Origin of the sequence: Pseudomonas benzenivorans (genome assembly GCF_024397895.1) — a bacterium.
GTDB classification, from domain to species: domain Bacteria; phylum Pseudomonadota; class Gammaproteobacteria; order Pseudomonadales; family Pseudomonadaceae; genus Aquipseudomonas; species Aquipseudomonas benzenivorans_A.
In genome coordinates, this window is record NZ_CP073346.1 from 293,141 (window position 1) to 318,896 (window position 25,756).

At 54.6% G+C, this 25,756-nt stretch carries 20 protein-coding genes and 2 pseudogenes; 13 read left to right on the forward strand and 9 right to left on the reverse strand.

What is annotated here, in order from left to right; all coding sequences use genetic code 11:
• The first annotated feature begins 18 nt into the window (after positions 1 to 18).
• A pseudogene (locus tag KDW96_RS01255) lies at positions 19 to 458 on the forward strand (hypothetical protein).
• Between the two features lie 48 nt (positions 459 to 506).
• On the opposite strand, the gene KDW96_RS01260 reads toward KDW96_RS01255, so the two are convergent.
• On the reverse strand, positions 507 to 812 hold the full coding sequence (locus KDW96_RS01260) for a helix-turn-helix domain-containing protein (RefSeq protein ID WP_255838587.1): 306 nt from the start codon (positions 810 to 812) through the stop codon (positions 507 to 509).
• A gap of 926 nt (positions 813 to 1,738) precedes the next feature.
• Here KDW96_RS01260 and KDW96_RS01265 point away from each other — a divergent pair.
• Positions 1,739 to 2,002, forward strand: coding sequence for a BPSL0761 family protein (locus tag KDW96_RS01265; RefSeq protein WP_255838588.1), 264 nt, complete (start codon positions 1,739 to 1,741; stop codon positions 2,000 to 2,002).
• Positions 2,003 to 2,016: 14 nt separating this feature from the next.
• Positions 2,017 to 2,721 (forward strand): DUF6088 family protein, encoded by a 705-nt coding sequence (locus KDW96_RS01270; protein ID WP_255838589.1) that lies wholly within the window; start codon positions 2,017 to 2,019, stop codon positions 2,719 to 2,721.
• A 72-nt stretch (positions 2,722 to 2,793) separates the two neighbouring features.
• Here KDW96_RS01270 and KDW96_RS01275 read toward each other — a convergent pair whose 3' ends face one another.
• Entirely contained in the window at positions 2,794 to 3,276 is a 483-nt protein-coding gene (locus KDW96_RS01275; RefSeq protein ID WP_255838590.1) for a hypothetical protein, read from the reverse strand.
• Positions 3,277 to 3,517: 241 nt separating this feature from the next.
• Here KDW96_RS01275 and KDW96_RS01280 point away from each other — a divergent pair, with 241 nt between their 5' ends.
• The 9 genes from KDW96_RS01280 to KDW96_RS01325 all read left to right on the forward strand — a co-directional run bounded on the left by KDW96_RS01280 (position 3,518) and on the right by KDW96_RS01325 (position 13,513).
• Entirely contained in the window at positions 3,518 to 5,026 is a 1,509-nt protein-coding gene (locus KDW96_RS01280; protein WP_255838591.1) for a DddA-like double-stranded DNA deaminase toxin, read from the forward strand.
• On the forward strand, positions 5,023 to 5,508 hold the full coding sequence (locus KDW96_RS01285; RefSeq protein ID WP_255838592.1) for a hypothetical protein: 486 nt from the start codon (positions 5,023 to 5,025) through the stop codon (positions 5,506 to 5,508). Before KDW96_RS01280 ends, KDW96_RS01285 begins: the two co-directional genes overlap by 4 nt.
• Before the next feature lie 572 nt (positions 5,509 to 6,080).
• Positions 6,081 to 6,320 carry a carbon storage regulator gene (locus tag KDW96_RS01290; RefSeq protein ID WP_255838593.1) on the forward strand — a complete coding sequence of 80 codons (240 nt, stop codon included), beginning with the start codon at positions 6,081 to 6,083 and terminating at the stop codon, positions 6,318 to 6,320.
• Positions 6,321 to 6,377: 57 nt separating this feature from the next.
• Positions 6,378 to 6,815 (forward strand): S24 family peptidase, encoded by a 438-nt coding sequence (locus KDW96_RS01295; RefSeq protein ID WP_255838594.1) that lies wholly within the window; start codon positions 6,378 to 6,380, stop codon positions 6,813 to 6,815.
• A 14-nt stretch (positions 6,816 to 6,829) separates the two neighbouring features.
• Positions 6,830 to 8,086 (forward strand): translesion error-prone DNA polymerase V subunit UmuC, encoded by a 1,257-nt coding sequence (gene umuC, locus KDW96_RS01300; protein WP_255838596.1) that lies wholly within the window; start codon positions 6,830 to 6,832, stop codon positions 8,084 to 8,086.
• 517 nt (positions 8,087 to 8,603) lie between these two features.
• A complete protein-coding gene (locus tag KDW96_RS01305) occupies positions 8,604 to 9,773 on the forward strand; it encodes a restriction endonuclease (RefSeq protein WP_255838597.1) in 1,170 nt (389 codons plus the stop codon).
• A 490-nt stretch (positions 9,774 to 10,263) separates the two neighbouring features.
• The gene (locus KDW96_RS01310; RefSeq protein ID WP_255838598.1) at positions 10,264 to 10,923 is read left to right on the forward strand and encodes a P-loop NTPase family protein; all 660 of its coding nucleotides are present in this window, start codon (positions 10,264 to 10,266) and stop codon (positions 10,921 to 10,923) included.
• A gap of 445 nt (positions 10,924 to 11,368) precedes the next feature.
• On the forward strand, positions 11,369 to 11,920 hold the full coding sequence (locus KDW96_RS01315) for a hypothetical protein (RefSeq protein WP_255838599.1): 552 nt from the start codon (positions 11,369 to 11,371) through the stop codon (positions 11,918 to 11,920).
• Positions 11,921 to 13,015: 1,095 nt separating this feature from the next.
• A complete protein-coding gene (locus tag KDW96_RS01325) occupies positions 13,016 to 13,513 on the forward strand; it encodes a topoisomerase DNA-binding C4 zinc finger domain-containing protein (RefSeq protein ID WP_255838600.1) in 498 nt (165 codons plus the stop codon).
• A 39-nt stretch (positions 13,514 to 13,552) separates the two neighbouring features.
• Here the strand turns inward: KDW96_RS01325 and KDW96_RS01330 are convergent, their stop codons facing one another.
• The gene (locus tag KDW96_RS01330) at positions 13,553 to 16,264 is read right to left on the reverse strand and encodes a UvrD-helicase domain-containing protein (RefSeq protein WP_255838601.1); all 2,712 of its coding nucleotides are present in this window, start codon (positions 16,262 to 16,264) and stop codon (positions 13,553 to 13,555) included.
• A gap of 385 nt (positions 16,265 to 16,649) precedes the next feature.
• Here KDW96_RS01330 and KDW96_RS01335 point away from each other — a divergent pair.
• A pseudogene (locus tag KDW96_RS01335) lies at positions 16,650 to 18,079 on the forward strand (IS1182 family transposase).
• Positions 18,080 to 18,381: 302 nt separating this feature from the next.
• On the opposite strand, the gene KDW96_RS01340 reads toward KDW96_RS01335, so the two are convergent.
• The 6 genes from KDW96_RS01340 to KDW96_RS01365 all read right to left on the reverse strand — a co-directional run bounded on the left by KDW96_RS01340 (position 18,382) and on the right by KDW96_RS01365 (position 25,753).
• Positions 18,382 to 19,767: an FAD-binding oxidoreductase gene (locus KDW96_RS01340; RefSeq protein WP_255838602.1), complete on the reverse strand. Its 1,386-nt coding sequence runs from the start codon at positions 19,765 to 19,767 to the stop codon at positions 18,382 to 18,384.
• 619 nt (positions 19,768 to 20,386) lie between these two features.
• Positions 20,387 to 21,007 carry a tyrosine-type recombinase/integrase gene (locus KDW96_RS01345; protein WP_255838603.1) on the reverse strand — a complete coding sequence of 207 codons (621 nt, stop codon included), beginning with the start codon at positions 21,005 to 21,007 and terminating at the stop codon, positions 20,387 to 20,389.
• Positions 21,008 to 21,292: 285 nt separating this feature from the next.
• Entirely contained in the window at positions 21,293 to 22,588 is a 1,296-nt protein-coding gene (locus tag KDW96_RS01350; protein WP_255838604.1) for a TRAP transporter large permease, read from the reverse strand.
• 5 nt (positions 22,589 to 22,593) lie between these two features.
• Positions 22,594 to 23,127, reverse strand: a complete 534-nt coding sequence (locus KDW96_RS01355) for a TRAP transporter small permease (RefSeq protein WP_255838605.1) — start codon at positions 23,125 to 23,127, stop codon at positions 22,594 to 22,596.
• Between the two features lie 67 nt (positions 23,128 to 23,194).
• Positions 23,195 to 24,220, reverse strand: a complete 1,026-nt coding sequence (gene dctP, locus KDW96_RS01360; RefSeq protein WP_255838606.1) for a TRAP transporter substrate-binding protein DctP — start codon at positions 24,218 to 24,220, stop codon at positions 23,195 to 23,197.
• A gap of 378 nt (positions 24,221 to 24,598) precedes the next feature.
• Entirely contained in the window at positions 24,599 to 25,753 is a 1,155-nt protein-coding gene (locus tag KDW96_RS01365) for a M20 aminoacylase family protein (protein ID WP_255838607.1), read from the reverse strand.
• Positions 25,754 to 25,756: the final 3 nt, after the last annotated feature.

Below are 25,756 nucleotides of genomic sequence, written 5' to 3' on the forward strand. Positions count from 1 at the left end.
ATTTCATGCAGGCCCCTTATGTTGAACTTGGTTTTTTTGCACGTACTCAGAGCCCCGGTATTGTCTAAAGATCAGGCCAACGCTGTCTTGAGGACCGCGCTCAACATTCTGATGAGATGGACCGCTTCAACAGAGCAATCATGCAAAATCTTGCGAGTTTCTCGCTGCACTATTACTCGCGCACTTCGGGGCAAGAGAGTGGATCTGGACATTGATCAACTGCAGCGGGCCAGCATCATTCTGAACTGCCATGCTGCTCTGCGATTGATGTTCGATTCCCCGAAGAACGTCTATGGTTTCCCCAGCATGAAAAACCACAACGACTTCTTCAATGGTGCACGCCACTGGAAATCATGGCACAAGGCAACCTCATGTCTCTGTTAGAGGCATACAAGCGCATCGATGCCTTGCTGGAGATGGTGAATCCCCCTCTGCCCATTCTGACGAATGGTTGCTGATCTTCAAGTTGCCGAGCCAAGCAAACCTGCCCTGTGATCCCCCTACACTCACTTCGCTTTGCATTCTGGTGTCGTTTTTTTCAGAGCTTTCAGCTCAGTACCAATCCGCTTAATGAGCTCCTGGTAGCTCTCTTCGCAGTCTTTGGTTAGGTAGGCTGAGATGAGGATAGTTGCTGGATGCACATCCAGCACGCTCGCTAGCTGCTCAAGCTTCTCAATCGTCGCCCCCTTCATTCCCCGCTCTAAGGTGCTCAGATACGTCCGGCTGCTGACACTTGAGAAGTCTTCCTGCTTGAGCCCCTTCTGCTGGCGAAGCTCTTTGAGTGCTAGCCCGAATGCTGTATTCAGTTCCATTTGCCAATCTCGCAAAAGGAACGATAAGACCTTTACGCGTCCTATAGGGCTACAATCTATAGGACTCATTTTCGGTACTAATTAATGTTTACTACCTACCGCGGTGCTGAGATACATCTCGCAGTGGCAGAACCCACTGGAACGCAGCTATGGAGCCACGTCGAGCAGGAGCTTGCCTGGCCATGGTTCTATCTGCAGATCGTCCGACGGCATGGTCGGAAGGCGTATCGAAGCATGCTAATGGTTCACCACGCTCACGACCTACGAAAGATTGTCGATGATCAATCGAACCTGGCCTGGGTGGAGCAAGTACAACTGGTAACTCCGCCTCATTTAAATGGCCAGCCCAGGTGGCTCATGGAGCCTCTAGAAGAGGTCTGTGTGGTTCGAGATGGTCCGGATGGCAATCCTGGTTATTTGTATAAGGTCGCTAACGGAGTTAGCTATTCAATGCATTGCTCAGACAACAGAGAGTCGTTGGTCGAAACCAACGTGGTCTTTTCAGCTGAATTACACCTTCGGCACGACTGATCAGGGGCCCAAGAAAAGAGCGATCGGATGCAAACTGGAGATGGAGAGGCCTTATGTCAGGTTCGATGGGCCTATTCGCTCATCAGCAGCAGAAGTCACTGCTGTCCTCATCCATTTTGGCATCCAGCAAGCACGAAGCTCTTCCCTGAGCTGGACACCGAAAAAACTGCCAGGATGGTTCCCAGCATCACCAAACTCTTGCCGGAAGATTATCGCGATTGAAATGATCAGCGAAGGCACGGACATCCCCCGCCTCCAGGTGTGCTTCTACCTCAATCGCATCCGCTCCGATTTAAGCACTACCGGCAGCAGCTGTTGGCTTGCTTTTGATGTTTGTATGGAGATCAGAGCTCAGACGTCAGCTGACGTGGCTGAGTGAATCAGGAGGTAACGCATTGACCCTTCCACGCGAAAGAACCCGCAGCGTCATCAAGACCGAAGAATTCCTGCGAGAGCTCGCTCGCAACACTGAGCTGCCACAGGATATCCGCAGCTATGCGAAAAGCCTGCTCAGGCACTACCCCTCGTCCGACCAGATTTACTCACTGGGCCGCCTCGAAGAGTGCCTGGCAAGCGATGCGCCAGATGATGAATATCGACGGAGGGTGATCGCTTTCCATCAGCCGCTGTTCAGCTCGTCATTGGACTTCACACAATAGACGTTGGAGCCGCAATGTTCCGCAATGATCAAGCCCTGTCGGTATCCACCCGCATTGCGCAACAGGTCAAGCACCTACCCAAAGGTCAGCCCTTCAGCATCAGACGCTTCGCGGAACTTGGAACGAGAAACGCCGTATCCAAGGCAATAGCGCGACTGATCAACCGAGGCGAACTTGAGCGTGTGTATCGAGGGATTTACATGCGCCGGAAAGCCGGGCAGTACGTTGCACGGATTCGCCCAAGCGCATGGGAAGTGGTGAGCCTGATTGCCAGGCAGAGCCGTCAGGTTCTGCAGCCCCAAGGTGCCGATGCAGTCAGAAGGTTTGGGCTGAGCACCCAAATGCCGCTTATCCCGATCTATTACACCAGCGGCCACAGCCGATCACTATTTATCGGTAGGGCTGAGGTCCGGCTGATACATGCGGCCCCAGTGGTCATGCAGCATGCCGGGACCGAGGTAGGACTGGCTATCAGCGCACTATTTTATCTCGGTAAAGACGGCTCTACCCCGGAATGCACTGCAGCAATCAAGAAGGCGCTCAAGCACAGCTCCGTAGCGAGAACTGCCTTTTTCCGAGCCGGCAAATATCTCAGACCATCTATCCACTCGTCTCCTTTCCGCTTCAAGCACCGCTCGCGCTCTATCAGCACGCTCACCGCGCAGCTTGAGGCCGAAAAGCTGCGCGGGAGAAGGGGTATGAAGTATGGGTCGTGTTAGGTATTAGGCAGGTTTCAACATAGCGATGCCTGAATAGATTCCGGTCAGCGTGACTCGAACGGCGTACCTCATCTAAACCGGATCGCCTACCAGGACAGCCGCGGTCATATCCCCCTCGCAGTCTTCGCCGGGCAACCATTTCATGGTCGCGCCCTGCCCTACCAGGTCGATGTAAAGCGCACGGTCACATCCGGCCATGGCGCCCTTGGCCACCGCCTCCAATTGCGTTTCGCTCCAGGAAATCACTTCGTAGCTGAACACTTCGGCCACAAGATCCAAGCCGGTATCGTGTTGCAGGAGCGAGGCATAGGCCTCGGTGCATGTGTTTTGCGTGCGTACGCAGCGAATCTCCACAGCGTTGGTGCCGGGCGGCTCGTAGCCGGCCACTGTTCGCCAGCCGCCCCACAGCAGCAAACCGTCAGGCTGCTCAAGTACCGACAAAGGCGGCAGCGTGACTGTGTTTTCGAGGGGCGTTGGATGGATGAACCAAAGAACCGCGTAGGTCGCGACCAGGGCGGAGGCGAGAGAGACAACTGCATAGTTGAGGTAACGCATGATCGAATCCTTTCGAAGTGGGCCATCTTGGCAAAACCAAGGATAGCCAACAGTGCGTACATGTCGAGTTGACCTACTTGATCAGGCCCCGAGCATTTTTTCGTGCACCGTTCACAAAGTCCACGCGCAGTTCTGTACTGCGCAAGACTTAGCACAGGGGTTGTTGGTTATGATCGCGACTCAGACCATGGAGCCGGTCGCCGCCTAGACATCAGAGGCTGTCCGGCAAGGATCACGGACGATGAGCGGCTACGTACCCAACAACCGCAATGAACGCATCCCGCCCCCGAAAGAACCCTACAACGGCGATTTCAGCAACCAGCAGACCCGCGCCGTGGAAGGTACCACCGTCCAGCCGGTCAACAGCCTGGTCGGCCTACGCTTTATGTGGGACAACGGCGAATGCCTCGGCGCTAACATCCCCTACAGCCTTACCCCCGCCGGCGCCAACGTTATTCGTGGCGGCCTGGACGCCCGCGGCTGCCTGACCCAAACGATTCAGGGCCGCGAATACGACGCCCAACTGCTGGCCGACGCCGATGTCGACAACGACGTCGCCAAGGCCCGCACCGAACTGCAAAGCGCGCTGGACGAGATCCTCAGCGCCGAACGCGCCGAGGCCGCAGAGCTGCAAACCATCCAGGATCAGCGCAGCAGCTTTATGAATGGCGTGCACAAAAGCCTGGCCTTCGGCAAAGGCCTGTTTATGGCGGGTGTGGGCCTGGTCGACTCGGCCAAGCAACTCAACGACCTGATCAGCCCACACACCTACCTGAGCAACGCACTGCGCGCCGCCTGGAACGCCAAACCGGCTGGCGGCAGCCGCTGGGTCGACTCCTTCCTGGAAAACTTCAGCGACGAACAACACCGAGAACTGGTCGAGGCCCTGGGCTTCGATCCGAGCAGCATCACCCGTGAGCAGCTCGCCGACGCCTATGAGATCGCCAACTTCATCTACGACGACGGCCCTAGCAAAGGCATGCTCGGCCGCTTCGCCGTCGACTACGCCCAGGCGCAGAACATCGAAGAAATGGCCGAATTCGGCGGCGGCGCGGCTTTCGAAATTATCCTTACCGCCATCCTCGCGGTATTTACCGGTGGCGTATTTATCGGCATCAAAGCCGCTACTTCCATGCGCCACCTCGCCAAACTGAAACGCCTGGGCAACGCCCTAACCAAGCTCAGCGCAGCCCTGAAACGTGCCAGAATCAAAGCCAAGGGTAGGGTCAGGGGAGCTGGAACTGGAGCGCAAACGGTAGAGGTGCCGAGACCAGCAGGAGTCAAAGCGGAAAAGATTGAAGCGCCGAAGGATCCAGCAAATGACCAGGTGCCTAAAGCCGAGGCACCGAAAAAGCGAGTTCACCAAGATCCCAATACAACCTGGAACCCCCAGGATTACCCTGAGACGCCAGCTAATCAGCTCCCTGACTATGACGGCAAGAACACGCTAGGGAAAATGGAAATTGATGGCGAGACCTATTACGTTAAAAATGGCAAAGGTCAGCCGGGTGAAACTTTAAAAACCGATCCATCTGTCAAAGCCGGCGCAGTGTCCCCTACCCATGCCGAAGGCCATGCCGTTGCGATCATGAGAGAAACGGGAACCAAAGAAGCAGTGCTGGACATTAACCATCCCACCGGGCCATGCGGCTTCTGCGACAAAGTCATGGAAAATATGCTGCCAGAAGGATCGAAGCTAACCGTCAACTGGCCGAACGGCAGTCAAATTTTCACAGGGAACTCAAAATGATTTCGTTGACACTATTTCCCAAACTGGGCGGCACTCGCTTCGTCGAGCTAGAGATCAAGAGCCTGAAGCAAGGCATTGATTTTCTGCTTTTCTCGATGGAAAACTTGTCGGGCTCGGACAGCGAAGGGGTGTCGCTTGCTATTACCGAACGAGGTAATGAGCAGTTTCCGAGCATTCATTTCCAGCAGGTGGGTGCCCACTACTTTTTTCAGCTGTATGTCGGCGATCAAACAGAGGGGACCGATGAGGGTTGGCATTGCTTGGTGGATCAACAACCTGAGCAGGAGGTTGATGATTTGATCTCTACTGTCTGGGATGAGCCAGGGAGCAGCTTCTTTCAAGCCCGATTTGCCGATGGCTTGATGCTTCACGAGTCGCTTCTGGTTTCCAGAGGGAACCTTACCCAATTTCTTTCCCAATTTTCGGAAAACTTCAGCAAGTGGCACCAACAGGGGAAGTGGGTAAATCTGGGTACGGTCTGAACGCCCTTTGCGGAGTTGAGCCTGCCCTACCTGGCCAATACCAAATGAGGCCACCGGTCATGAATCCACGCGTACTCTGCTGGCGGATCGGTGGTCACTACATAGACTTGCCGTGCGTCACCCTCCCCAAGCACCAAGCATTCCAGGGCATACCCCTCCGGTACGTCGAACCAGTGTGATTGCCGGTGTTTGTCACCCCTGCTGCCCTCCTTTTCCATGTAGCGCTGCACCATGCCGAAGCCGCGGCGCGGGTGAAATCTCTCCCAGCCACCGGCCTGCACTGTGGCGAGTCTGGCCCAGCCGCCTATCGGCCCACCACCAGGTTGATGCTCGCGACGCCCCCAAGCAATCCAGTCAATCTGACCCGTATCTTCAAGCATGACTGGGAAAGCCGCCTTGTCGTATGGGAAGAAGATCTTCCAGACTTTGTCCGCCTCTCGGGCCTCTACGCCTCCACACATGCTGTGACCTCTGTTGCTGCTGTCTATGCGACTTCGCGCCCAAGCCGCGTCGAATAGTATGGTCTAGACTACGGCCTGCAGGATGCAACCCACCACGAAAGGAGTTCGACCATGGGCTACCTGAGCCTAACTCGCCAAGAAGGCGACCTAGTTCACCTGACGATTGATCCCGCCGTTAACACCGAGGCACTGCTGCACCACCTACTGCGCGACGGCATTACTGTGCATGTAGGCGAAATCCAGAATGGCCGGGTTCGTGTGAGCATTGATGCACCGAAGCAGGTTCTGATCCTGCGGGGGGAGCTGGCCGATAGGCCGCCTCCTGTCGGTGCTGCCGTGATTGCCGATTGACCGGCAGCAGGCTTTCTAAAATACTGTAAAGATATACAGTATTACGGAAGTGTTCTGATGTCTCTTTCCATCCTTGCTCGAGGCGCCCGCCTGCGCGAGCGCATGCTCACCGAAATCGCTGATCTGCGCATCACCGGCTTTCAGTCACCCGCGGAGGATGAAAAGGAGGATGGGCTTTCCCTCGATCGTCTGACCGGGTTGGGCGCGCCACACATCTGGGGCGTGCGTGTGCTGGATGACACGCTGCTGGGCTTCGGTATCTTCCCAGGCGACCGGCTGATCGTCGATCGCTCCGCCGGTATTCAGTCCAACCGGCTGGTTGTGGTGGACCTTGGTGGTGAGGGTTACCGCGTGCGCCTGGTGGCAACTGATCTGTTCAATGGGCTGTGGCTGAAGGCACCTGACCCCATCGTGCCGGACGTGCAGCTGGATGGCAGTGAGCCGGTTGAGGTGTGGGGCGTAGTGAGCTGGGTAGTCAGCCAGGTGTTGCGGTGAGCAGATCCCGACCTGTGTTCGCGCTAATCGATTGCAACTCCTTCTATTGCAGCTGCGAGCGCATCTGCCAGCCGGCGTTAAAGCGTGTGCCGGTGGTCGTGCTATCGAACAACGATGGCTGTGTTATCGCCCGCACCGCCGAAGCCAAATCCTTGGGCATTCCCATGGGGGCCGCTTACTATCAGGTGCGCGAACAACTCAAGCGGCATGGCGTGGTGGCGCGTTCGAGCAACTACACCCTTTACGCGGATATCAGCAATCGGGTGATGCGGGTGATGGCCGAAATGCTGCCGGGAATCGAGGTGTATTCCATCGATGAAGCCTGGGGCGACATGACCGGTGTCCCGGATGTGGAAGCCCTTGGACGTCGCATTCGTGCGCGCCTGGCGCGTGACGTGGGTATGCCAGTTGCAGTGGGCATCAGCACGACCAAGACCCTGGCCAAATTGGCGAACTGGGCGGCGAAAAAGTGGAAAGGAACCGGCGGTGTACTGGACCTCACCGATCCTGTGAGGCAGGAAAAGCTGCTGCGCCTTGCTCCGGTGAACGAGGTATGGGGGATTGGCCATCGATCCGCGGCCAAACTGTCGGCACTGAACATCTCGACCGCCTGGGAGCTGGCTCAATTCGATATTGGCACCTTGCGTAAGACTTTCGGCGTGACCATGGAGCGCACCGCCCGTGAACTGCGAGGCATCAGTTGCCTGGGTTACAGCGAAGGGCCTCCTCCGAAGCAGGCCATCTGTACGAGCAAAATGTTTGGCGTGCGCCAAACAGAGCTGCCGCCAATCCGCGAGGCGCTAGCCACCTATGTGAGCAGAGCGGCCGAGAAGCTGCGTGGTCAGGATTCAGTGTGCAGCACTATTCAGGTGGGCCTGCAGACACAGCTGGCAGACCGAGAGGGAGCGCGCTATGCCAATTCGATAACCCTGGCCCTGCTAACCCCGACCGACGACACCCGCGAAATCTTGGCGCTTGCCCAGCGAGGGCTCGGGCGGATCTATAGACCTGGGTACCGCTATTCGAAGTGCAGCATTCTGCTGATGGATCTGAGCCTGCGTGGCGAGGTGACGTCAGATTTATTTGCGCCGGCGCCTCGACGGGGCGCCGACCGGCTTATGACCGTGATGGACGCGATCAACAAACGGGAGGGTCGCGGCACTGTCCGTCTAGGACGGGTACCGGTGACACCGGCCTGGGGCACGCGGAGGGAGATGCTCAGTCCCTGCTACACCACACGCTGGCAAGAGGTGATTGAGGTGCGAGGTTGACTTAGGCCGCTTTCGGCCGATTCTGTTGAAAAAGTCAGCCTTGGTTTCCGCGGCGGAAAAGTTGGCGCCTGAGATTGAAATCGTAAAATTCGGCAGAGGTTTGTGGGTTCAGATTTCACGTAGCGACGTACAGAAAAGGGCTTTTCATTGGTCACTATTGAGACAATTCGGGAAAAGCGACTTTTTCAACAGAATCGGCCGATGGCTGTCGGTGGCAAGCGCTCCCTCAGGCCAAGAGCAGCAAGTCGTAGGTAGGTGAGTGTCTGGCAACGCTTACAGCTCGAAATGAACCCAATCGAAGGCGTCCGTTGCAACGGAGGTAGACCTTCTATTTCAGATGGCTGCTGCTCACCTGCCATAGCCAGGCAGTTCAATAGACGCAGCAGTGGCTCTAGGCTATCGTCCGACTTTCTGTTCTGGCGTCTTCCGTGGAGGTGCGCCGTCACTTGTCACGCCGACCAGGGCCTCCTTACGATTCGGTGGTCGTACGACTTATCCTCATCTGGAAAGGACATCCATGATCTATCAATGCAGCGGATGTAACAGGACAACCTTCGAGACAGCTTGCCCATGGTGTAACAGTTCCCAGGCCCCGTCCTCAGTGGAACTACACGCTCAGCACCTTACGCCCCTCGATCCATCTTTCTATCCGGATTTCCAGTACCAATCCAAAGGCCTTATCAAGGACTTTCTAGGCAAGAAGAAAGAGCAGGCGCAGTTGAATGACCTGCTAAACAACGTGCTAAGAAAGTACGCACAGCTCAAGCAACCATATTTCACGAACTTCATTCACACCACTCGCGAGACCGCCTCCAGCAGTAGCGATGTTGGGGTGCCAGGGCCAAGACACGACGGGGTGTACACGGAGCGTGAGCTATTTCGGGAGGTGCTAATTCGTAGGGGGTTTGATGAGCTTGAAGGCCTGCCCTCATTGCTAGATAAGCTGCTCCTGACCACCGCTTTCAATTCGGTTTATCTGGGTTTTTCACGGGAGCTAAGCAGGCACATCAAAGCTGATCTGGCTGAGACACTGCGCTCATGGATCGAAGAGGCAGGAACCACGTTTCGCTCTGACTTGGCCCTGTTCTACTTCTACTTGTGGGAGAACGATATCTCGTTCCCAGACATCCAATTCAATTCGCAAGCTCCTTCCACAGCAGGTGCTCCACTACTGCCATTACCTGCCTTTCGCAGCGGGCTCAGCCTCTGCGAGGGAATCTATTTCGACATACTGGTGCAGCGCCTCGGGAGCCAGCTGGAGCATTTCAACCCAAACCGGTTCATCACTATGTACTTAGTCGATGCCATGGACGGCTTCCAATTCGAAGCCTTCCTAGTCGAAATATTCCAGACCATCGGCTTTGACGTGAGAGAAACCGCGAAGACTGCCGACCAAGGAGCCGATCTTTTCGTCAGCAGATTCGGAAAAAATATGGTCATCCAGGCCAAAAACTACACAGGGTCGGTGGGCAACGCTGCCGTGCAGCAGGCTATCTCAGCCAAAGCATTTTATGGCTGTGATGAGGCCATGGTGGTAACCAATTCGTACTACACGAAGTCCGCTAAGGAGCTCGCTACAACGGCAGGCGTGAGGCTTGTGGATCGAGAGGGACTTCAGAGTTATCTGGATGACTACAATCAGAAGCTCATCGAGGTGTTTCAGGCTGAAGCTGATGAAGAGGCCTAAGCGGATTTTTTGTTAATCGAGTTCTACCCCGTTACCACAGACTCCTGAGAGTAAGCTTGTATCGAGTTGACGGCATCGCCGGGAGTGCAATGGGTCTGTAGCTGCCGGTCACGAAGACCGGAACCGGCCACAAGCGGGCATTCAATACGGTTAAGTCACGCGCAGGGGTGAGGTCTAATTTGTCGTTCGTGCCAGCGTCCACATCACGCCCTGAGGAGGTCAGTCAACCTAAGCCGAGGGACTTGAGCAGCAGTGACCGGCCTACGATGGGGTGACTTCAGCTATACCGTAGCCATCTCGACCTTCAAATAGCTAGCGCATCGCAATTTCAAGAATGTACTATCGACTCACGCGCACATCGACGCGTGCTGCCCACCTACGGCTCACCTGGTTCGCCGGGACGATGAAGCTTCACCTTTGCGTTGATTCCATAGTTAGCGGAATTCAGCAGTGGGCACTGGATTGATCCGCTGCAACTTTTGGAGCACGCATGGACCACCCTCAGATCACCGCTACCGCTGTCGAGAAACTCAAGCGCGCAGCAAAGTCTCTTCGAAACGCCTCTGGTTGCAATCTAGCAACCGCGCTCGACCACGTTGCAGCGCAGGCGGGTTACTCGAACTGGAAGCGGGTCACCGAACTCGCTGTTAAGCCTTCCCTCCCAGATAGCCAATTGCTGCCGGCCAAACACCGGGGTCGGCTTACTTGGGTGTGTACCAGGGACCAGAAGCTAAAGAAGGTACATACCGTTTCTGAACTCTGCGAAGCGTTAGGTGGCGCGACCCCATTTTTTATTCGTCAGCCCTGCGAATGGTCCACTCCGGAAAACCCTTGCTTCTGCCAGCTGGACCCGTTCGCCACCGCAATGCAGGCGGGAGTAAAACTAGACATCGGTGACAAGCACGACTTTTGGAACTACTTGCTTGATCTGAACAAGCCTGCTCGCGAATTCCCCGCTTGGGAAAAGCGCGTGGTTGTCGGCCTGGCGACCTGGGACCATTACCCCAACGAGCATCTGACAACGCAGAGCAATGATGATCGGAGCAATACGCTCAACCCCAATAACTCTGCGTACACAGCAACAGCCAACAACCGGGCCACTCAGCTGAACCCAAACAACTCTAGATATCAGGGCCACAAGCATGACTGACAGCGATGAGGGGGTGGTCCTTCAGCTGGGAGTTGGCATAAGCCCCATTGCCCCGGTGTGACGGCTCTTGGCCAGTTTCTACCTACCTCGACCGGCAGCTATGGGTCCAGGCTGTATGAAAACGCGCTAAATACGTCGGAAACTGAGAGTCGCGAAGATTGCCTGTGGAATCAGCGGGTGGAAGCGCGAATCACCTTAGTCAGCTACATAGACGTTCGTAATACCGTTTGGGCCGCGTCAGCGGCCCAAACGGCTACTAACGGGCGAGCCGGTAATCCCCCCATTTTTAGCACTCGCCAAAAGTAGGGGGCAGGCCGCCCAGATTCGCGCCATGGAGGTTACAAACCTGCGTGCGAACAGACGGGGGCTCATGCCATAGTGCGTACGAATCGCAGGCTTACTCACATAGGGCTGACTTTCACGCCCAGTTTCAAGGAGAGAACATATGTTCGCAGGAGCTACGCCCGGGGAAGTCTATAAGAAAACCTTTGAGCTGCTGTCTGAAGAGAATGATCGAGGTGCAGTGCTGCTCAGCGGAGTGATAACCGACGGAATTTTGGATGAGATGATCAAACGAAGACTCATTGACTTGCCCGTAGCTCGTAAGGGAAGGCTCAGATTCCAGTATGCAGCCAAGATAGACATAGCTTTCTCACTAGGCTCGATTTCGTTGGAAACGCTAACCCTGCTGCATAGCCTGCGTGATGCAAGAAATACCTTCGCCCATGAGGTAGTGAACAGTCTCAACGACACTGCTATCTCTGGAGCTATCAAATCAGTGTTTGATGCGGTACCCAGCCTCTATGAAGGCTTCATGAGTGAATGGATTGCCAATCTACAACACACTCTACGAGACGTGGGCGTTGTAGACGAGTCGTTGATAGCTCAGGTCTCTCCCGGTGCCAGGGCCAGGTTCAACAACTATTTGGCATTGGTCGCAGCTCGACTTCATGAAGCATCAACCAAGATCGAAAAGCTCAGTTTCTCCGGTATTTAACTTAGCCCTGACCTCGTAACAGCCGGGGCGAACGAGTCACGCCATGGCAGTTGCGAACCTTGTATGCGAACCACCTACGCGAACTGGCCCAGCACAAGTACCAGAATGCGTACGGGCAGCGCGTACCTGGCTGCGTCCCCCTACAAGGTTGCGCACTGCGCCTGCGTGACGATCGTGAAGTAAAGGGGGGATTTCCTATCGAGGAACGAAGAACCTGAGGGTAGTCCAACTACTGCTCTGCCATGCGAAGTTTGAAAGCACTGTCAGATGCCTGGGAATTGAAGTTGATGATGCCCTAGATATGGCGGAGCCGACCGAGGTCTAACCACGCATAGCGGCGGTCGGTGCTAGACCGTCGCTATGCGGCCAGGAGGGGACGTTCGCAGTCTTTTTGAAGGCAGAATTCAGTTGAATCCGGAATGCGCTAATGACAAGAGTGATCGCGATAGGGCATATTCGATATGTTAACGTCGGAAATCATATTATTGAACAGGTGTGAGTCCGTGAGTGCCACCCGACCGATATGATACAGTGAAGTAGTACATGCATCTTTCTATTTAAAATTGCGCAGAAGCGGAGTGAGCCGCATGAATACCCCCCCCTTGGCAATCGCAGCATGTGTATGCCTAGTATCATTTTCAGCGTTCGCAGAAAAGACAGATGAAATTACCAAAAAAAGCAGAAATGCCTACTGCCATTACAAAACAAGCAGTTATTATGAAAAAGTAAAAAACTTCCAGGCATTCAAGACTCTGCAAAGCTGCTTAAATTCTGGCGGGACGATACCCCCGGGACCTGATTCAAAATTTTCGGCGCCACCTAGAGTCAAATTCAGCAGATCAGGCATCTGCCACGACGAGTCTAGTGAATGGTTTACCAAGACAAATACATTTGTCCCTATGAATTCCATGGATGACTGCCTCGAGCAAGGCGGGCGAAAGCCTTTAGCGCCCAGCAATTAAGACCCTAACCAAATGGGCTTTGCCACACCATAATAGATCATCTCTTAACTTTAATTAGTCCTTGAGCTGAGCGCAGGCGCCTAGTGCCTCCTTACAGAAAAATAAATAAATTACTTGCTCTAAGACCATAAATATGCCGATGAAAATTGTTAAAATATTAATCGCAAATGCTAAGGGTTTCTTGGCCGCTTGGGCTGTGGTGGTAATTGCCAACCAGCTTTTTATCTTCGGGGCCTGCTTTGCTCCTTATTGTTTAATCGCTGCCATTCCTCATACTTTTGTGATTACTGCAATAGGGATGTATTATTATATTAAGGCAAACACAAGCGAAGAAAAAGGAGAGCTTGCAAGCAAGCAAATCAGTCGTGATCTTGCAGATTTAAGAAATTTATCTTATGAGGGCGAGCATGAACCAAGTAACCTGAAGCCTGACATCATAAAAAAATCACCTCGTTTCTTGGACTTAAGCTCGACAGATACATTAGGTACTGTAAACACGGAAATAGTGCGCTGCCCGAAGTGCGCTTCTGGAATGACTCTAAGGACGGCCAAGAAAGGACGATATTCCGGCCAAAAATTCTGGGGATGCACCAAGTACCCAGAGTGTAACGGAATAATAAATATAGACTAATAGCAGTCTCGCCAGGTCAGGTTTAGTCGCCAACAGGCATCACACAAGGTGCAATCTCTCTATGTTCTCCTTCCAATCGCATTTCGGGTACAGCGAGCATCCGTAAAAGGGGCCGTACTGGCTGTTCCTTTGGGTCTTCATCCCAGCTCCACACTTAGGACACGGAATCAACTCGAGCGTCTCGCCGCTGGCGTCCTGAATGGAGATCGCGCCGGTCTGCTGGAGTTCTGTAAGGAAGATTGAGGGCCTGCCGGCGACGGTGTAGATGAAAACGCCCCGCTTCGCCCTGGTCAGGGCTACGTAGAACAACCGGCGCTCCTCGGCAAAGGGGTAAGCCTCCGGCTCAGGCATTGCGATCTGCAAGATAGGGTCATCTTGTATCTCGCTCGGGAAGCCCTTCACTCCCTTGATTACATTGACCAGCAGTACATAGTCAGCTTCAGCACCTTTGCTGCTGTGCACGGTCGCGTATAGCAGATCCACAACGCCCTTGCACATCGCCTGAAGCATGCCCCAGTTTTCTGGACGATCACTGCGATACCGCCCGAGCACCATAATTGTTGGCAGTACCTTTCCCTTCCAATGGGCGGCCATCTTATTAACGATGCGGCCGATATCGCGCTCGACCAGTCCGGGGATTTCATCCAGGCGCTTGGCGGCAAAGCACTGGATGGCCTTGCCCTCAACCGTCGACGTGGTCTCGACTTCTTTTGGCAGCTGCATTGGGTTGGCCTGAACGAACGAGCTGGAGACGGTGCAAATCTGTTGCGGACAACGAAATGTACGGCTCAGATATTTGATCGTGCCGCCGTCGAAAAAGTAGCTGAACTTGCGCATGACGCCGATATCGGCGCCGGCGAATCGGTTGATGCTCTGCCAGTCATCTCCCACCACGCACAGATACACGTCAGGTTCCTTAACGACGGCCCTCAGCAAACGCGCACGTGCGAATGACGAGTCCTGGTACTCATCTGCAATCACCAGCTTGTATGGACTTTGGTAGGCCCCCTCCTCCGTGTAGCGAATGGCCAAGTTAATCATGTCGTCGAAGTCGACAGTCTTGGTCTCGCGCAGCTCGTTTTCCCACTGTTCGAGCACCATCTCGTAGATGTCGACGAATAAGGGACCACGCAGCGCATCCTGCTGGCGGGCGTTGACCCGCAGACGTTCCACGGAGAGCTGATTGCTCTTGGCATGCTGCATCAAGCTACGCAGGATGCTGGCCACCGCATCAGTTTCCATCATTGGGAAGTCGACCAGGTCTTCCTCACGCCTGGGCTTTAGTGTCACGCCTCGGCTGGTGAGCGCCTCTGCTAGATCCAAGAGCCCCTGCCCAGATCGCAGGGTGTGACTCGTGGTCTCGAACATCTCAGTTTTCTTCTCAGCGTGCAGGACCCGCTTCCACTTCACACCCGCTGCATAGTCTTTGAAATGTTCTGGCGGGTTGCCGTGTTGATCGAGGGCGAAATGCTCGTGATAAAGGTCAATGTCCGGGTAGTAGAAGTCCGGATGGTACTGAGTCTTACCTCGGGTTGCCGTATTGTGCTTATACCGGGGCTCGTACTGGTATCTGACCCCATGGAAGAAGAGCCAATTGGCGATGAGCAACTCTTCCTGGCTTTTCACTACCTCACCGTTGAGAGTCCGAAAGCCGCGACTTGTAGGATCATCCTCGAAGGTTGGGGCCGGCTCCTTCACGCCGAATTTAGCCAACGGCTTACCGAAGACCGCGCGCAAAAGCGTTAGGTTGGCGTGAAACTGCGGGGCGGATTCGGACAGACTGCGCATGATCGAAAGTACCTTCTCGACATCCTTGCCACCTTCTAGCCATGACGCCGGCCGTGGTTTTTCACCGGCGGCCTGACCGATGACATCGAGTCCGAACTTGTGGAACGTCCAACTTACGACTTTCTCGTATCCGGGCATGTGGGCCAGACGCTTATCGAGGCGCTCTCGCAGCTCCTCAGCCGCAGCGCTGTTGAATGCCAGCATCAGGATTTCGTGTGGCTCCACGAGCCCGCTCTCAATGGCATAGGCCGCTTTGGCGACCATGGTGGCCGTCTTGCCCGACCCAGCAGCAGCGACCAGCATCAGGCGGTGATCGAAACAGACCACACCTTGGCGCTGCTCATCGGTCAGAGGTGATGACTCGAGTGTGTCGAACAGCGGTCGCTTGACCTCAGCCTCCAGGAAGGTTTGGTTCAACGGGGCCAACTTCTGGAGAAAGGCCGCTTCCGCAGTGGGCAGTAGCCTGGGCAATAGTAATGGATGCGAGGCTGCCGCAGCTGCTATCGCCGGGTGGCTAGCGATCTGATCGTACTCGTGCCCGGTACTGGCCCGAGGTGGCGAAGCTTCCTTCAGATGCAGGCGCGGGAGCCAATTCGAATGCCATTTTCTGGGGAACTGCTCGACTACGTGCTCTAGCCAGCGGCCAAAGTCCTGCTGAACGCTTGAGGCTACCCCGGCTAGGCGCAGCGTGTGCGCATCTTGAAAGCGTTTTGACCAGGCGCGGACGTGACTTGGGTCAGCACCTCCAAGGGTTATTTTCGTGCCCTCCAGAGTCTTAACGAGAAGCGACGACCAAATCAGACCTTCGTTCACGGTTATCGAACCGATGTCGATTAGGTCCCATTCACTGGTACTGCCGTCACGCATCCTGACCTTCAGGCGCTCTTCGTCCATGATAGCCAGAAACTTGCGCCCCCTGGCCCAAAGTCCACCCCAGATGGTGGATCGCAGCGTATGAATCAAATCCGCTCCTAGAGATGCCTGAATTCGAAAGAACCTTTAAGGTTATGCCTGCGGGTGATGGTGCGCCCTGGGGCGTAGCTTGGTGCGATAGATGATCAACCCGACCGAGGCAGCACAACAACTGCCGGTCAATCATGCGTACTTCCCACCCTAGAAGCCATTGCATATTGCCAGGCTTGGGATAATTAGGCCCTTCAGATCAATGACTTGTTGGAGCAACCCATGCAGATCACGACCGAAAAGATCTGTCCCAAGGCTTCAGTGAGTGGCCGCAAGGGCTCGACAGTTGCCGGTCGCAGTCGACCGGTTTCGGCCCAGACTGTGTAAAAACGTTAGCATCGACCTTGCTGTGATTTGATGGATTCAAATCAGCGTGGGGGCGCCAATGAAGCGTTTTATCCAGGGAGAGCACCGAGGGCAAAGCACACTGCTTCCCGAGAGCTTGGATGACTATGTGGCGGACACCAACCCGGTGCGGGTGGTCGATGTTTTCGTCGATGAACTCGACCTTGGCCAACTGGGTTTCGAGGGTGTCGTCCCGGCTGAAACAGGTCGGCCCGCCTACCATCCTGCTGACCTCCTGAAGATCTACATCTACGGTTACCTCAATCGTATCCAGTCCAGTCGTCGTCTCGAGCGTGAGGCTCAACGCAACGTCGAGTTGATGTGGCTGACCGGACGTTTGATGCCGGACTTCAAGACCATCGCCAACTTCCGCAAGGACAACGGCAAGGCAATCCGCGGCGTCTGTCGGCAGTTCGTGGTGCTGTGTCAGCAGCTTGGCCTGTTCTCGGAAGCGCTGGTGGCCATCGACGGCAGCAAGTTCAAGGCGGTCAACAATCGCGACCGCAACTTCACCAGCGCCAAGCTTCAGCGGCGAATGGAGGAGATCGAGTCCAGCATCAACCGCTACCTGACTGCGCTCGATACCGCAGATCGTCAGGAACCTGCCGTAGCGCAGGTCAAATCCGAACGCCTCCACGAAAAGATCGCGACCTTGAAAACTAAGCTGCAAGAACTCAAGGAAATCGAGGTTCAGCTCAACGAAACACCGGATAAACAGATCTCGCTGACCGATCCCGATGCCCGCTCAATGAAGACCCGGGGCAGCGGCATGGTCGGCTACAACGTGCAGGCGGCGGTCGATGCGAAGCACCACCTGATCGTCACGCACGAGGTCACCAACAATGGAGTTGATCGAGATCAGCTGAGTTCGATGGCCAAGCAGGCGCGAGAGGCCATGGGTGTTGAGGAACTCTCGGCGGCCGCAGACAGAGGGTATTTCAAAGGTGAAGAAATCCTGGCGTGCCATGAGGCTGAACCACTGTTTTCGTGCCCAAGACGCTGACCTCGGGAGCGACAGCGGCTGGCCGCTTCGGCAAAGGTGATTTCATCTATGACCCAGCTAAGAACGAGTACCGATGCCCTGCTGGGCAAAGTCTGATCTGGCGGTACTCAAGCGTCGAGAAAGGGCTAAAGCTGCATCGCTACTGGAGTTCGCACTGCCAAGGTTGTGCGTTGAAAGAGCAGTGCACACCGAGCCCACAGCGCCGGGTGAGCCGCTGGGAGCATGAGGCAGTGCTTGAGGCGATGCAGAGTCGCTTGGATCAAGCGCCCGAGATGATGCGGATCCGCCGCCAAACGGTTGAACACCCGTTCGGCACGCTGAAGTCTTGGATGGGCGCCACCCACTTCCTCACCAAGACTCTCGATCGGGTAAGCACCGAGATGAGCCTGCATGTACTCGCCTACAATCTCAAACGCGTGTTGAACTTGCTGGGCAGCAGTGCCCTGATGGCAGCGATGAAGGCCTGAGGCCTGTTTTACGACTCTTGCCGCCCTCCAGCAGGCGCGCCGAAGCCGAAAGTGCCATAGCAACCAGAATCACCGAATGCGCCTGATTGGGCCTGATTGGGCCTCTTACGGCCTCCTGGACACTGAGAAAACTCCCCGGCAGTTGATTGCCATCGCTTGCTGCGTTTTTACACGGCCTGGGCCAGGAGCAGTCGTTGGCTAGCACACTGCTTCACCTGCCGCCTCGGGCCAGCAGCCCGAGAGAACCACAAGCTCGCTTGCAGCAGTCAGGTGCATGCGGTTGTTAGGCCTATGGCCTCGACTCAGACCGGCTTGATGTTTTGGTTCATCCGGAAGAGGTTCGTCGGGTCGTATTTTTTCTTGAGCTCCACCAGCCGTGTGTACGTCTCACCGTAGGCGAACGCAATGCGCTCCGTCTCATCTTGGGTGAGGAAATTTATGTACGCGCCCGCGCTGGCGAACGGCTGCGACTTGGCGAAGAACTCGCGCGCCCAGGCAATGCAGCGCTCGTCCTCGGCGGCCGATTCCCAGCGGCCGTGTACGTTCATTACATAGTTTGCGTCTCGGCTCGAGTAGGCCATGGCATCGGGCGCTATGCGGGCCGTCTGGCCGCCGATCGTGCCGACGAAGATCTCGCACTGGGGAGACGGGAGCTTACCGGCATATTCGATGATGGCGTCGATCGCACCGTCGCTGAGTCGCGAGAAATTGTGCGACTTCCAGTAGTTACGAGCACCCTTCGTCAAGAGGGGGTCGAAGGCCTGCTGCCAAGCAGTGTAGGGCTGTACGCCGATGTGCTCACCAAGCGCCGTACCGAAACCGCGGAGAGGCTCGATGAGCTTTTGGCCCTGCGTGGGATCGCCCGCATAACACAGGGCAAGTGCGACCATCTCTTTACCGTGGGCGTCCGCGGACAGGAAGGGTAGCGGGGGTGCTTTCCGAGTGACTGCCCAGACGTTGAGGTCATCCGGCATTGTCTCGGTGAAACGAGCGAACTGAGTGAGCACCGATTTTGCTTGGTCGAATGGAAAGACGATGAGCCCGCTCAGCACATCCGGCCCGACGGGATGAAGTCGAAACTCGAAGCGGGTGACGATACCGAAGTTCCCACCGCCACCACGCAGCCCCCAGAAGAGGTCTGCATTTTCCGTTTCGCTGGCATGCACCTGACCGCCATCTGCCGTAACAACATCAGCGGAGAGCAGGTTGTCGATGGTCATGCCGTACTTCCGGCTCAGCCAGCCGAAACCGCCACCGAGGGTTAGACCAGCCACACCCGTGGTCGAGTTGATGCCCAGCGGCGTGGCGAGGCCATGCGCTTGTAGGGCCGCGTCGAACTCACCGAGGGTACAACCTGGCTCGACGGTTGCCCGGCGGGCATTCGCGTCCACCTGGACGCCCTTCATCAGCGCGAGGTCGATCATGAGGCCGTCGTCGCAAACGGCATTGCCAGCGATGTTGTGCCCGCCTCCTCGGATTGAGACGAGTAGGTTTTGCGTGCGTGCGAGCTTGACGGCCTGGACGACATCTTCTGGCGACGTGCAGCGGGCGATCAGCGCAGGCCTACGGTCGATCGTGGCATTCCAGATTTGCCGCACCTCGTCGTAGTCCCCGTCGCCAGGGAAGAGTACATCCCCTCGGAAGTCCACTTTGAACTGGTCGATCATCGACTTTTCTAACTGCTTCATGCTTGCCTCCTAGGCTACAGGCTATGTAGACGACATACCTGTCGCACAACATCCGTGCCTATGCCGGACAACATTCCTTGCAGGTATCTAGGAGACTGCTGCTTTAGAGACGCTTTCGGAAACTACGACATGAAAGAAGACTAGACCGGAAACTACGGCTAGCCGAATGACGAGGCAGAAGAACTAACACCGCAGGTCGGAAATAGGTCGACTGCTGCCGGTCGTGACAGGCCAATGGAGGGGCGGAGTTGACTCTGCCAATCGGGTAATCAGCCATACTCAGTTTCCGACCTTTCATAGAGGTGCAGATCGATGGACCAGGAGAAAGACCAGGAACAAGAAAGCGCTGCCGCTTGGGATAGAAAAGTCCGGGTGGACAAAATCCACTGCCGCGAGTGCCAGCAGTGCATCTCATATGAAGACAGAAGGATTTATTCCAGAACTGGGAAGTGCGGCTTTTGTGCACATCTCGCGGAACGAAAACGCTGAGTGAAGCCTGCGATCTACATCGTAGAGCAAACTCGCTGTGAATCGCCCACGGTTCGGTAGTTATCGTTAAGCGGCTGCTTCAGGCCGGTTAGCGACGGCCTGGCCTCGACCGTCGCTATGCATTGCATGGTCAAACTTCGGTCTGTTCCGCCATCTCCAAGGCGTCATCGACCTCAATCCCGAGGTATCGAACGGTGCTCTCCAGCTTCGTATGGCCTAGCAGCAGTTGAACCGCCCGCAGGTTCTTCGTCCTGCGATAGATCAGTGATGCCTTTGTTCGCCTCATTGTGTGAGTGCCATACATGGCTGGATCAAGGCCAATGACTTTCACCCAGCCTTTGACGATACGAGCGTATTGACGAGTGGATAGATGGTCTGAGGTATGCTGCCGGCTCGGAAAAAGGCAATCCTCGCCGTGGAGCTGGGCTTGATGTATCCAGGCCGCGAGAGCAAACCGAGTTTGCTCAGTGATCTCGAACTGTACTGGTCGCTGCGTCTTTTGCTGCATCACCATGGCTCGTGATGACACCTGCTCGCCATGGGCAACGTCGCGCACACGGAGCTTGGTTAAGTCGCAGGCTCGAAGTTTGCTGTCGATGGCCAGATCGAAGAGAGCCAGATCCCGGGTTCTTTCTGCAATTTGAAGCCTTACTCGGATGGCCCAGATATCTCTCAGTCGGAGCGGGGTTTTCTGCCCGACCAATTTTCCTTTGTTCCACGGCTGACGGCTGCAGGTAGCGATGATGTTCATGGCAAGTCCTCCACGTGTGGGAGGACAAGGATGGCTAGCCAGAGGAGTGGTTGCTAACCGGCCAAAAGCTGCCATTCGCCCCATCATCTGACTCAGGGCAAAGAAAACAAATGGGCGTTCCCTTACCTCATAAACAAAAGGCAAGACCTGTCCCCCAGACCATCTAGAAACCCAAGGCGACTGACTCGTAGTTGTCCACCGGTAGTAGGGGGCGATTGATTGAGTCAGGGCCAATGGCCACCCGGCAGCCCTCTTTTTCAATAGCATTTTGGATTCCGCCCCCTGCTACATGAGCAACCTCGGAAGAAACAGTGCCAAATCCGGGATAAATGTTACGGCAAACACTATTGGCAAGTGACCGAGCAGGATGAATCTTAGTGTTGGAGCCATATATTCATTGAATGTTGATTTGCCGACCGACCCGGCCATATAGAGAAGCGGCGCGCACGGGGGAGTAATATTGCCCAGCCCCAAGTTAGTTCCGACGATTGCCGCAAAATGAATAGGGTCCACACCCAAATTCGTAGCCACGGGCATCAGAATAATAGAGGCTAGGATACTGCCGGACACATCATCAACGAGCATGCCGATACCGATAAGAATCACGTTAATCAGTAGCAGCAGAACAATCTTGTTGTCTGAAAGGCCAGTCATGAAGTTTGACAAGTTTTGCGGTACTTGTTCCATGATCATGACCCGGCTCATGACGAACAGAAAAAAGATCATTGCGATAATTGAGCCCGTGCTTACAGCACCACTAATGATCGCGTGACCAGCGGCTCGCAGATTAAGCCCTTTATATACCAAGAAACCGACCGGAAGAGTATAAGCGAGGGCAACAGCTGCTGCTTCAGTAGGGGTAAAAATCCCACCATAGATACCGCCAAGCATAATAATCGGCATCAAAATCGCCCAACTCGCATCCTTAGTTGCCTTGGCGATAACCTTAGTACGCTCTGGAAATGAAATCTTTTCTTCCACCTGCAAGAATTTTACATTTCGCAAATACACATAGTTAATAACACAATAAATCGCCGCAATTAAAACGCCGGGGACAATGGTTGAAAGAAAAGCCGCCGCAACCGAGATCCCACTGGTCAGGGAAAATATAATCATCGGGACACTAGGTGGGATTAACAAGGCGAGAACGGATGAGCAACCAACCAATGCTGTGGCGTACCCACGCGGGTAGCCATTTTGGAGCATCTTCGGAATCATTATTGAGCCAATGGCCGCAATTGCCGACGCGCCTGACCCGGCAATTGCACCGAATATCGCGCATGTAACAATCGTTACCGCCCCCAAACCACCGCGGACAGGTCCAACAAAAGCATTAACAAAGCGTACCAAGCGATCAGAGATGCCACTCGCCCCCATCAAGGAGCCAGCAATAATAAACAAAGGCAAGGACAGCAGTGTAAAACTACTGAGTTGCCAGAATGCGTGTGGCACCAAGTAGCTCATGCTCTTACCCGTGAGGAGAACAAAGCCGAGGGCACTGGCACCGAATACATAAGCAACGGGCATACCAATCAACAAAAAAATAATAATCAGCAGCATCGCAACAGTTATCGCAGTCATAATACCTACCCCTTAACTTCGGAACCCACAGGCCGACTCAAACCGTCGCATTCCGCGACCGCATTCTCACAAAAAAATAGATCGCGAATCTTATATGCAAACATAAAGAAAAACCCAACAACCGCAGCTGCCACCCAAACCGTAGTTGATAGATTCATGTTCGTGCTTTTCCGGCCGATCTTATACACAAACAGCAAGTATTCTATTGTGTAAAACAAAAAAACGCCCATAACGAGCAAACCGATAAGGTCATTAATAAACCGGATAGCCCGACGTCCGCCATTGCCAATATCAAGTAACTCCAGGACACCACCAGTAAGGTGACCACGATCACGTGTAACAACAATCATTGAAATAAAATAAATCCACACCCCCAGTAAAATACTGACCTCCTCCACCGCCGGCAAAGACTGATCAGTGAAATACCGGAGAAATGCAGCCGCGACCATAACTGCGCTCAGAACTAATGCCAGCAACACCAAACAGAAACGGAAAACCGCATTGAGACGCCGATCAAAGCGCACCAGTAAGTCTTTCATGGGGGAATGTCCCTTCAACGATTGAAAGGCCGCAACACATATGTTGCAGCCTTTACTTGAGGTGAATTTATTTGGATTTAGTGGTGGCGCGAATTTGATCAACTAGATCCTTACCAACAGTAGCTTCCATCCAGCTCCACTCTTTTTCTTGAATGATACTGCTCATCTTTTCTTGTTGGGCTGGATTCAACTCAACGACATTAATGCCATGGTTCTTAATATTCGCGATCAGCCCGCTACTGATCGACTCCGCTTCCTTCCAAGCCCAGGCCGCGGCCTCGTCAGCAGCACCTTGGACTTTTGCCTGCTGATCGGCATCGAGGCCTTCCCACCAGTCTTTATTAACCAAGAATGCACCTTGCTCGAAATAATCGCGGGTAAATACGTAGGTTTCCAACACATCACGCATTTGCCAGATTTCCGAAGGCGGGCCAAAGGAACGTCCGTCCACCGCACCCAGTTGTAATGCGGTATAAAGTTCCGAGAATGGCATCGGCACGGGATTAAAGCCCAGGTATTCGAACCGCTTAATTGCTGTTTGCATCGGCGGCACACGTACCTTAATACCTGCACCGTCTTCAGGGAAATTAACGGGTACTTTGCCAGAGCCCTTACGCATTGCAACTCCGCCGAAATCGATTGGCAGAATGGCAAGAAGCTTCATGTTGAGGCCGCTGTAGATTTCGTCATAAACCTTGACCATTGAACCGCCAGGTCCATAAATATTTGCAGCTTCTTCCCAGGAGTTGGCCACCATACCCATGATGGATATATTCAAGCGCGGGTCAAAGTCTGTGGCGGGAAAGGTCATTGTCATGCCTATCTCACCAGATATTGTCTGCTCAAACTGCGAAGTCCAGTCGCCTAGATCACCGCCCGGATGATATTCCACGTCGAATTGCCCAGGAGCATTCTTGTCGAGCGACGCCAGAAATTTATCGGCCACCTGGTTGAAAATATGTTCTTTAGACATGGCGTGAGCCAGAACAACTTTCTCACTCGCGACCGCCGAAGGAGCAATGACGGCAGCAGCCATTAGAACTGCACCGGCAATTGCCAAAGTAGACTTCTCAATTGAGCGTGTTATTTTCATTTGCAAAGCTCCATTTATTTTTAGATCGCTTGCTTAAAATTCACCGCTAAAAATACCGAACTAAATACCGATCAGACCATTACCACCTCCTTACCTCGTAAAACACCTGCCAACTTCGCTGCGCACGCACAAAATCAATTACGCATATACAGCTCCCGCTATGTAAGCGTTGCAAACAGCCAAGCCAATTTGAAAATAAACAGTCAAAATCACAAAATTCAAGCCAGTAGAGATTTAGCGCTTCTAATTAGAGTCAAGCGCTAACGGGCTCACTATATATTTAGGCTTAAATTACCAGTTCCCTGCGCACGCCATGTCCACGTTAAAAACCATTTCGATGAAAACCTAGGCTCAGGCGGTTCGCTAAGTGCCTCTTATTTACTTCGCCAGTTCCATTTCCACCAACGCCGTCCACAGACGAACAGCCGGCTCGATTACGTGGTCGTTGAAGTCGTAGTAAGGGTTGTGCAACGCCGCAGAAGGCTTCTCGCCGTCGACCCCCATCCATAAATAGGCACCAGGGCACGCTTGCAGCATGAAAGAAAAGTCTTCTGAGGCCATCGAGGGGCTGCAGCCCCATTGAACATTGGACTCGCCCACAGCACGCACCGCAGCACGACGAACAACTTCTGCCGCCTGATGGTTGTTTAGGGTCACCGGATAGCTTTTTTGGTAGGCAAGCTTCCCGCTCACCCCAAATGCCTTGGGCAATTGCTCGACAAACTCGCCGATGAGGCATTCAACCTTGTCACGCACATCCGACTGTAGGCAGCGCACGGTGCCACGCAATACCGCAATCTCAGGGATCACATTGATCGCTTCGCCCGCCTGCAGTTGCGTCACACTGATAACCGCCGAATCGAGCGGTGACAAACGCCGGGATGGAATGGTCTGCAAAGCCAGTATCAGCTCCGCAGCGGCGACCACAGGATCAGCACCACGCTCAGGCATCGCCGCATGACAGCCTTTACCCGTGAGCACAACCTCGAAGGTGTCCAGCGAGGCCATCATCGGCCCAGGATTGATGGCAACATTACCGGCGGCAAGGCCTGGCCAGTTGTGTAGGCCATAGATGGACGTCATCGGGAACCGCTCAAACAGTCCGTCCTCGATCATTTTCCGAGCACCTGCCAATCCCTCCTCGGCAGGCTGGAAAACAAAGTGCACGGTACCGCTGAAACAACGCGTTTCGCTAAGGTGTTTTGCCGTCGCCAGCAGGATGGATGTGTGGCCATCATGGCCGCAGGCGTGCATACAGCCTTGGTGGGTCGATTGGTGGTCACGGCAACCCAGCTCCTGCATTGGCAGTGCATCCATATCGGCACGCAGGCCAATGCTCGGCCCTTCGCCATTTTGCAGGATGCCCACGACCCCCGTACCAGCCAGGCCGCGATGCACCTCTATCCCGAAGGACTCAAGCAGATGCGCAACATGCTCAGATGTCTGAAATTCCTGATAGCCCAACTCGGGCTTGGCATGGAACTGACGACGCCAGGTGATGGCCTCTTCGATGAGCGACTTCGGGATACTCATGGT

What these genes read in the sequence shown, in the direction of transcription:
- KDW96_RS01345 (WP_255838603.1), bottom strand. Translation starts at nt 21,007, where the DNA reads ATGAACATCATCGCTACCTGCAGCCGTCAGCCGTGGAACAAAGGAAAA.
- KDW96_RS01260 (WP_255838587.1), bottom strand. Translation starts at nt 812, where the DNA reads ATGGAACTGAATACAGCATTCGGGCTAGCACTCAAAGAGCTTCGCCAG.
- KDW96_RS01355 (WP_255838605.1), bottom strand. Translation starts at nt 23,127, where the DNA reads ATGAAAGACTTACTGGTGCGCTTTGATCGGCGTCTCAATGCGGTTTTC.
- KDW96_RS01365 (WP_255838607.1), bottom strand. Translation starts at nt 25,753, where the DNA reads ATGAGTATCCCGAAGTCGCTCATCGAAGAGGCCATCACCTGGCGTCGT.
- KDW96_RS01285 (WP_255838592.1), top strand. Translation starts at nt 5,023, where the DNA reads ATGATTTCGTTGACACTATTTCCCAAACTGGGCGGCACTCGCTTCGTC.
- KDW96_RS01280 (WP_255838591.1), top strand. Translation starts at nt 3,518, where the DNA reads ATGAGCGGCTACGTACCCAACAACCGCAATGAACGCATCCCGCCCCCG.
- KDW96_RS01315 (WP_255838599.1), top strand. Translation starts at nt 11,369, where the DNA reads ATGTTCGCAGGAGCTACGCCCGGGGAAGTCTATAAGAAAACCTTTGAG.
- KDW96_RS01290 (WP_255838593.1), top strand. Translation starts at nt 6,081, where the DNA reads ATGGGCTACCTGAGCCTAACTCGCCAAGAAGGCGACCTAGTTCACCTG.
- KDW96_RS01340 (WP_255838602.1), bottom strand. Translation starts at nt 19,767, where the DNA reads ATGAAGCAGTTAGAAAAGTCGATGATCGACCAGTTCAAAGTGGACTTC.
- KDW96_RS01305 (WP_255838597.1), top strand. Translation starts at nt 8,604, where the DNA reads ATGATCTATCAATGCAGCGGATGTAACAGGACAACCTTCGAGACAGCT.
- KDW96_RS01325 (WP_255838600.1), top strand. Translation starts at nt 13,016, where the DNA reads ATGCCGATGAAAATTGTTAAAATATTAATCGCAAATGCTAAGGGTTTC.
- KDW96_RS01350 (WP_255838604.1), bottom strand. Translation starts at nt 22,588, where the DNA reads ATGACTGCGATAACTGTTGCGATGCTGCTGATTATTATTTTTTTGTTG.
- KDW96_RS01270 (WP_255838589.1), top strand. Translation starts at nt 2,017, where the DNA reads ATGTTCCGCAATGATCAAGCCCTGTCGGTATCCACCCGCATTGCGCAA.
- KDW96_RS01275 (WP_255838590.1), bottom strand. Translation starts at nt 3,276, where the DNA reads ATGCGTTACCTCAACTATGCAGTTGTCTCTCTCGCCTCCGCCCTGGTC.
- KDW96_RS01295 (WP_255838594.1), top strand. Translation starts at nt 6,378, where the DNA reads ATGTCTCTTTCCATCCTTGCTCGAGGCGCCCGCCTGCGCGAGCGCATG.
- dctP (WP_255838606.1), bottom strand. Translation starts at nt 24,220, where the DNA reads ATGAAAATAACACGCTCAATTGAGAAGTCTACTTTGGCAATTGCCGGT.
- KDW96_RS01310 (WP_255838598.1), top strand. Translation starts at nt 10,264, where the DNA reads ATGGACCACCCTCAGATCACCGCTACCGCTGTCGAGAAACTCAAGCGC.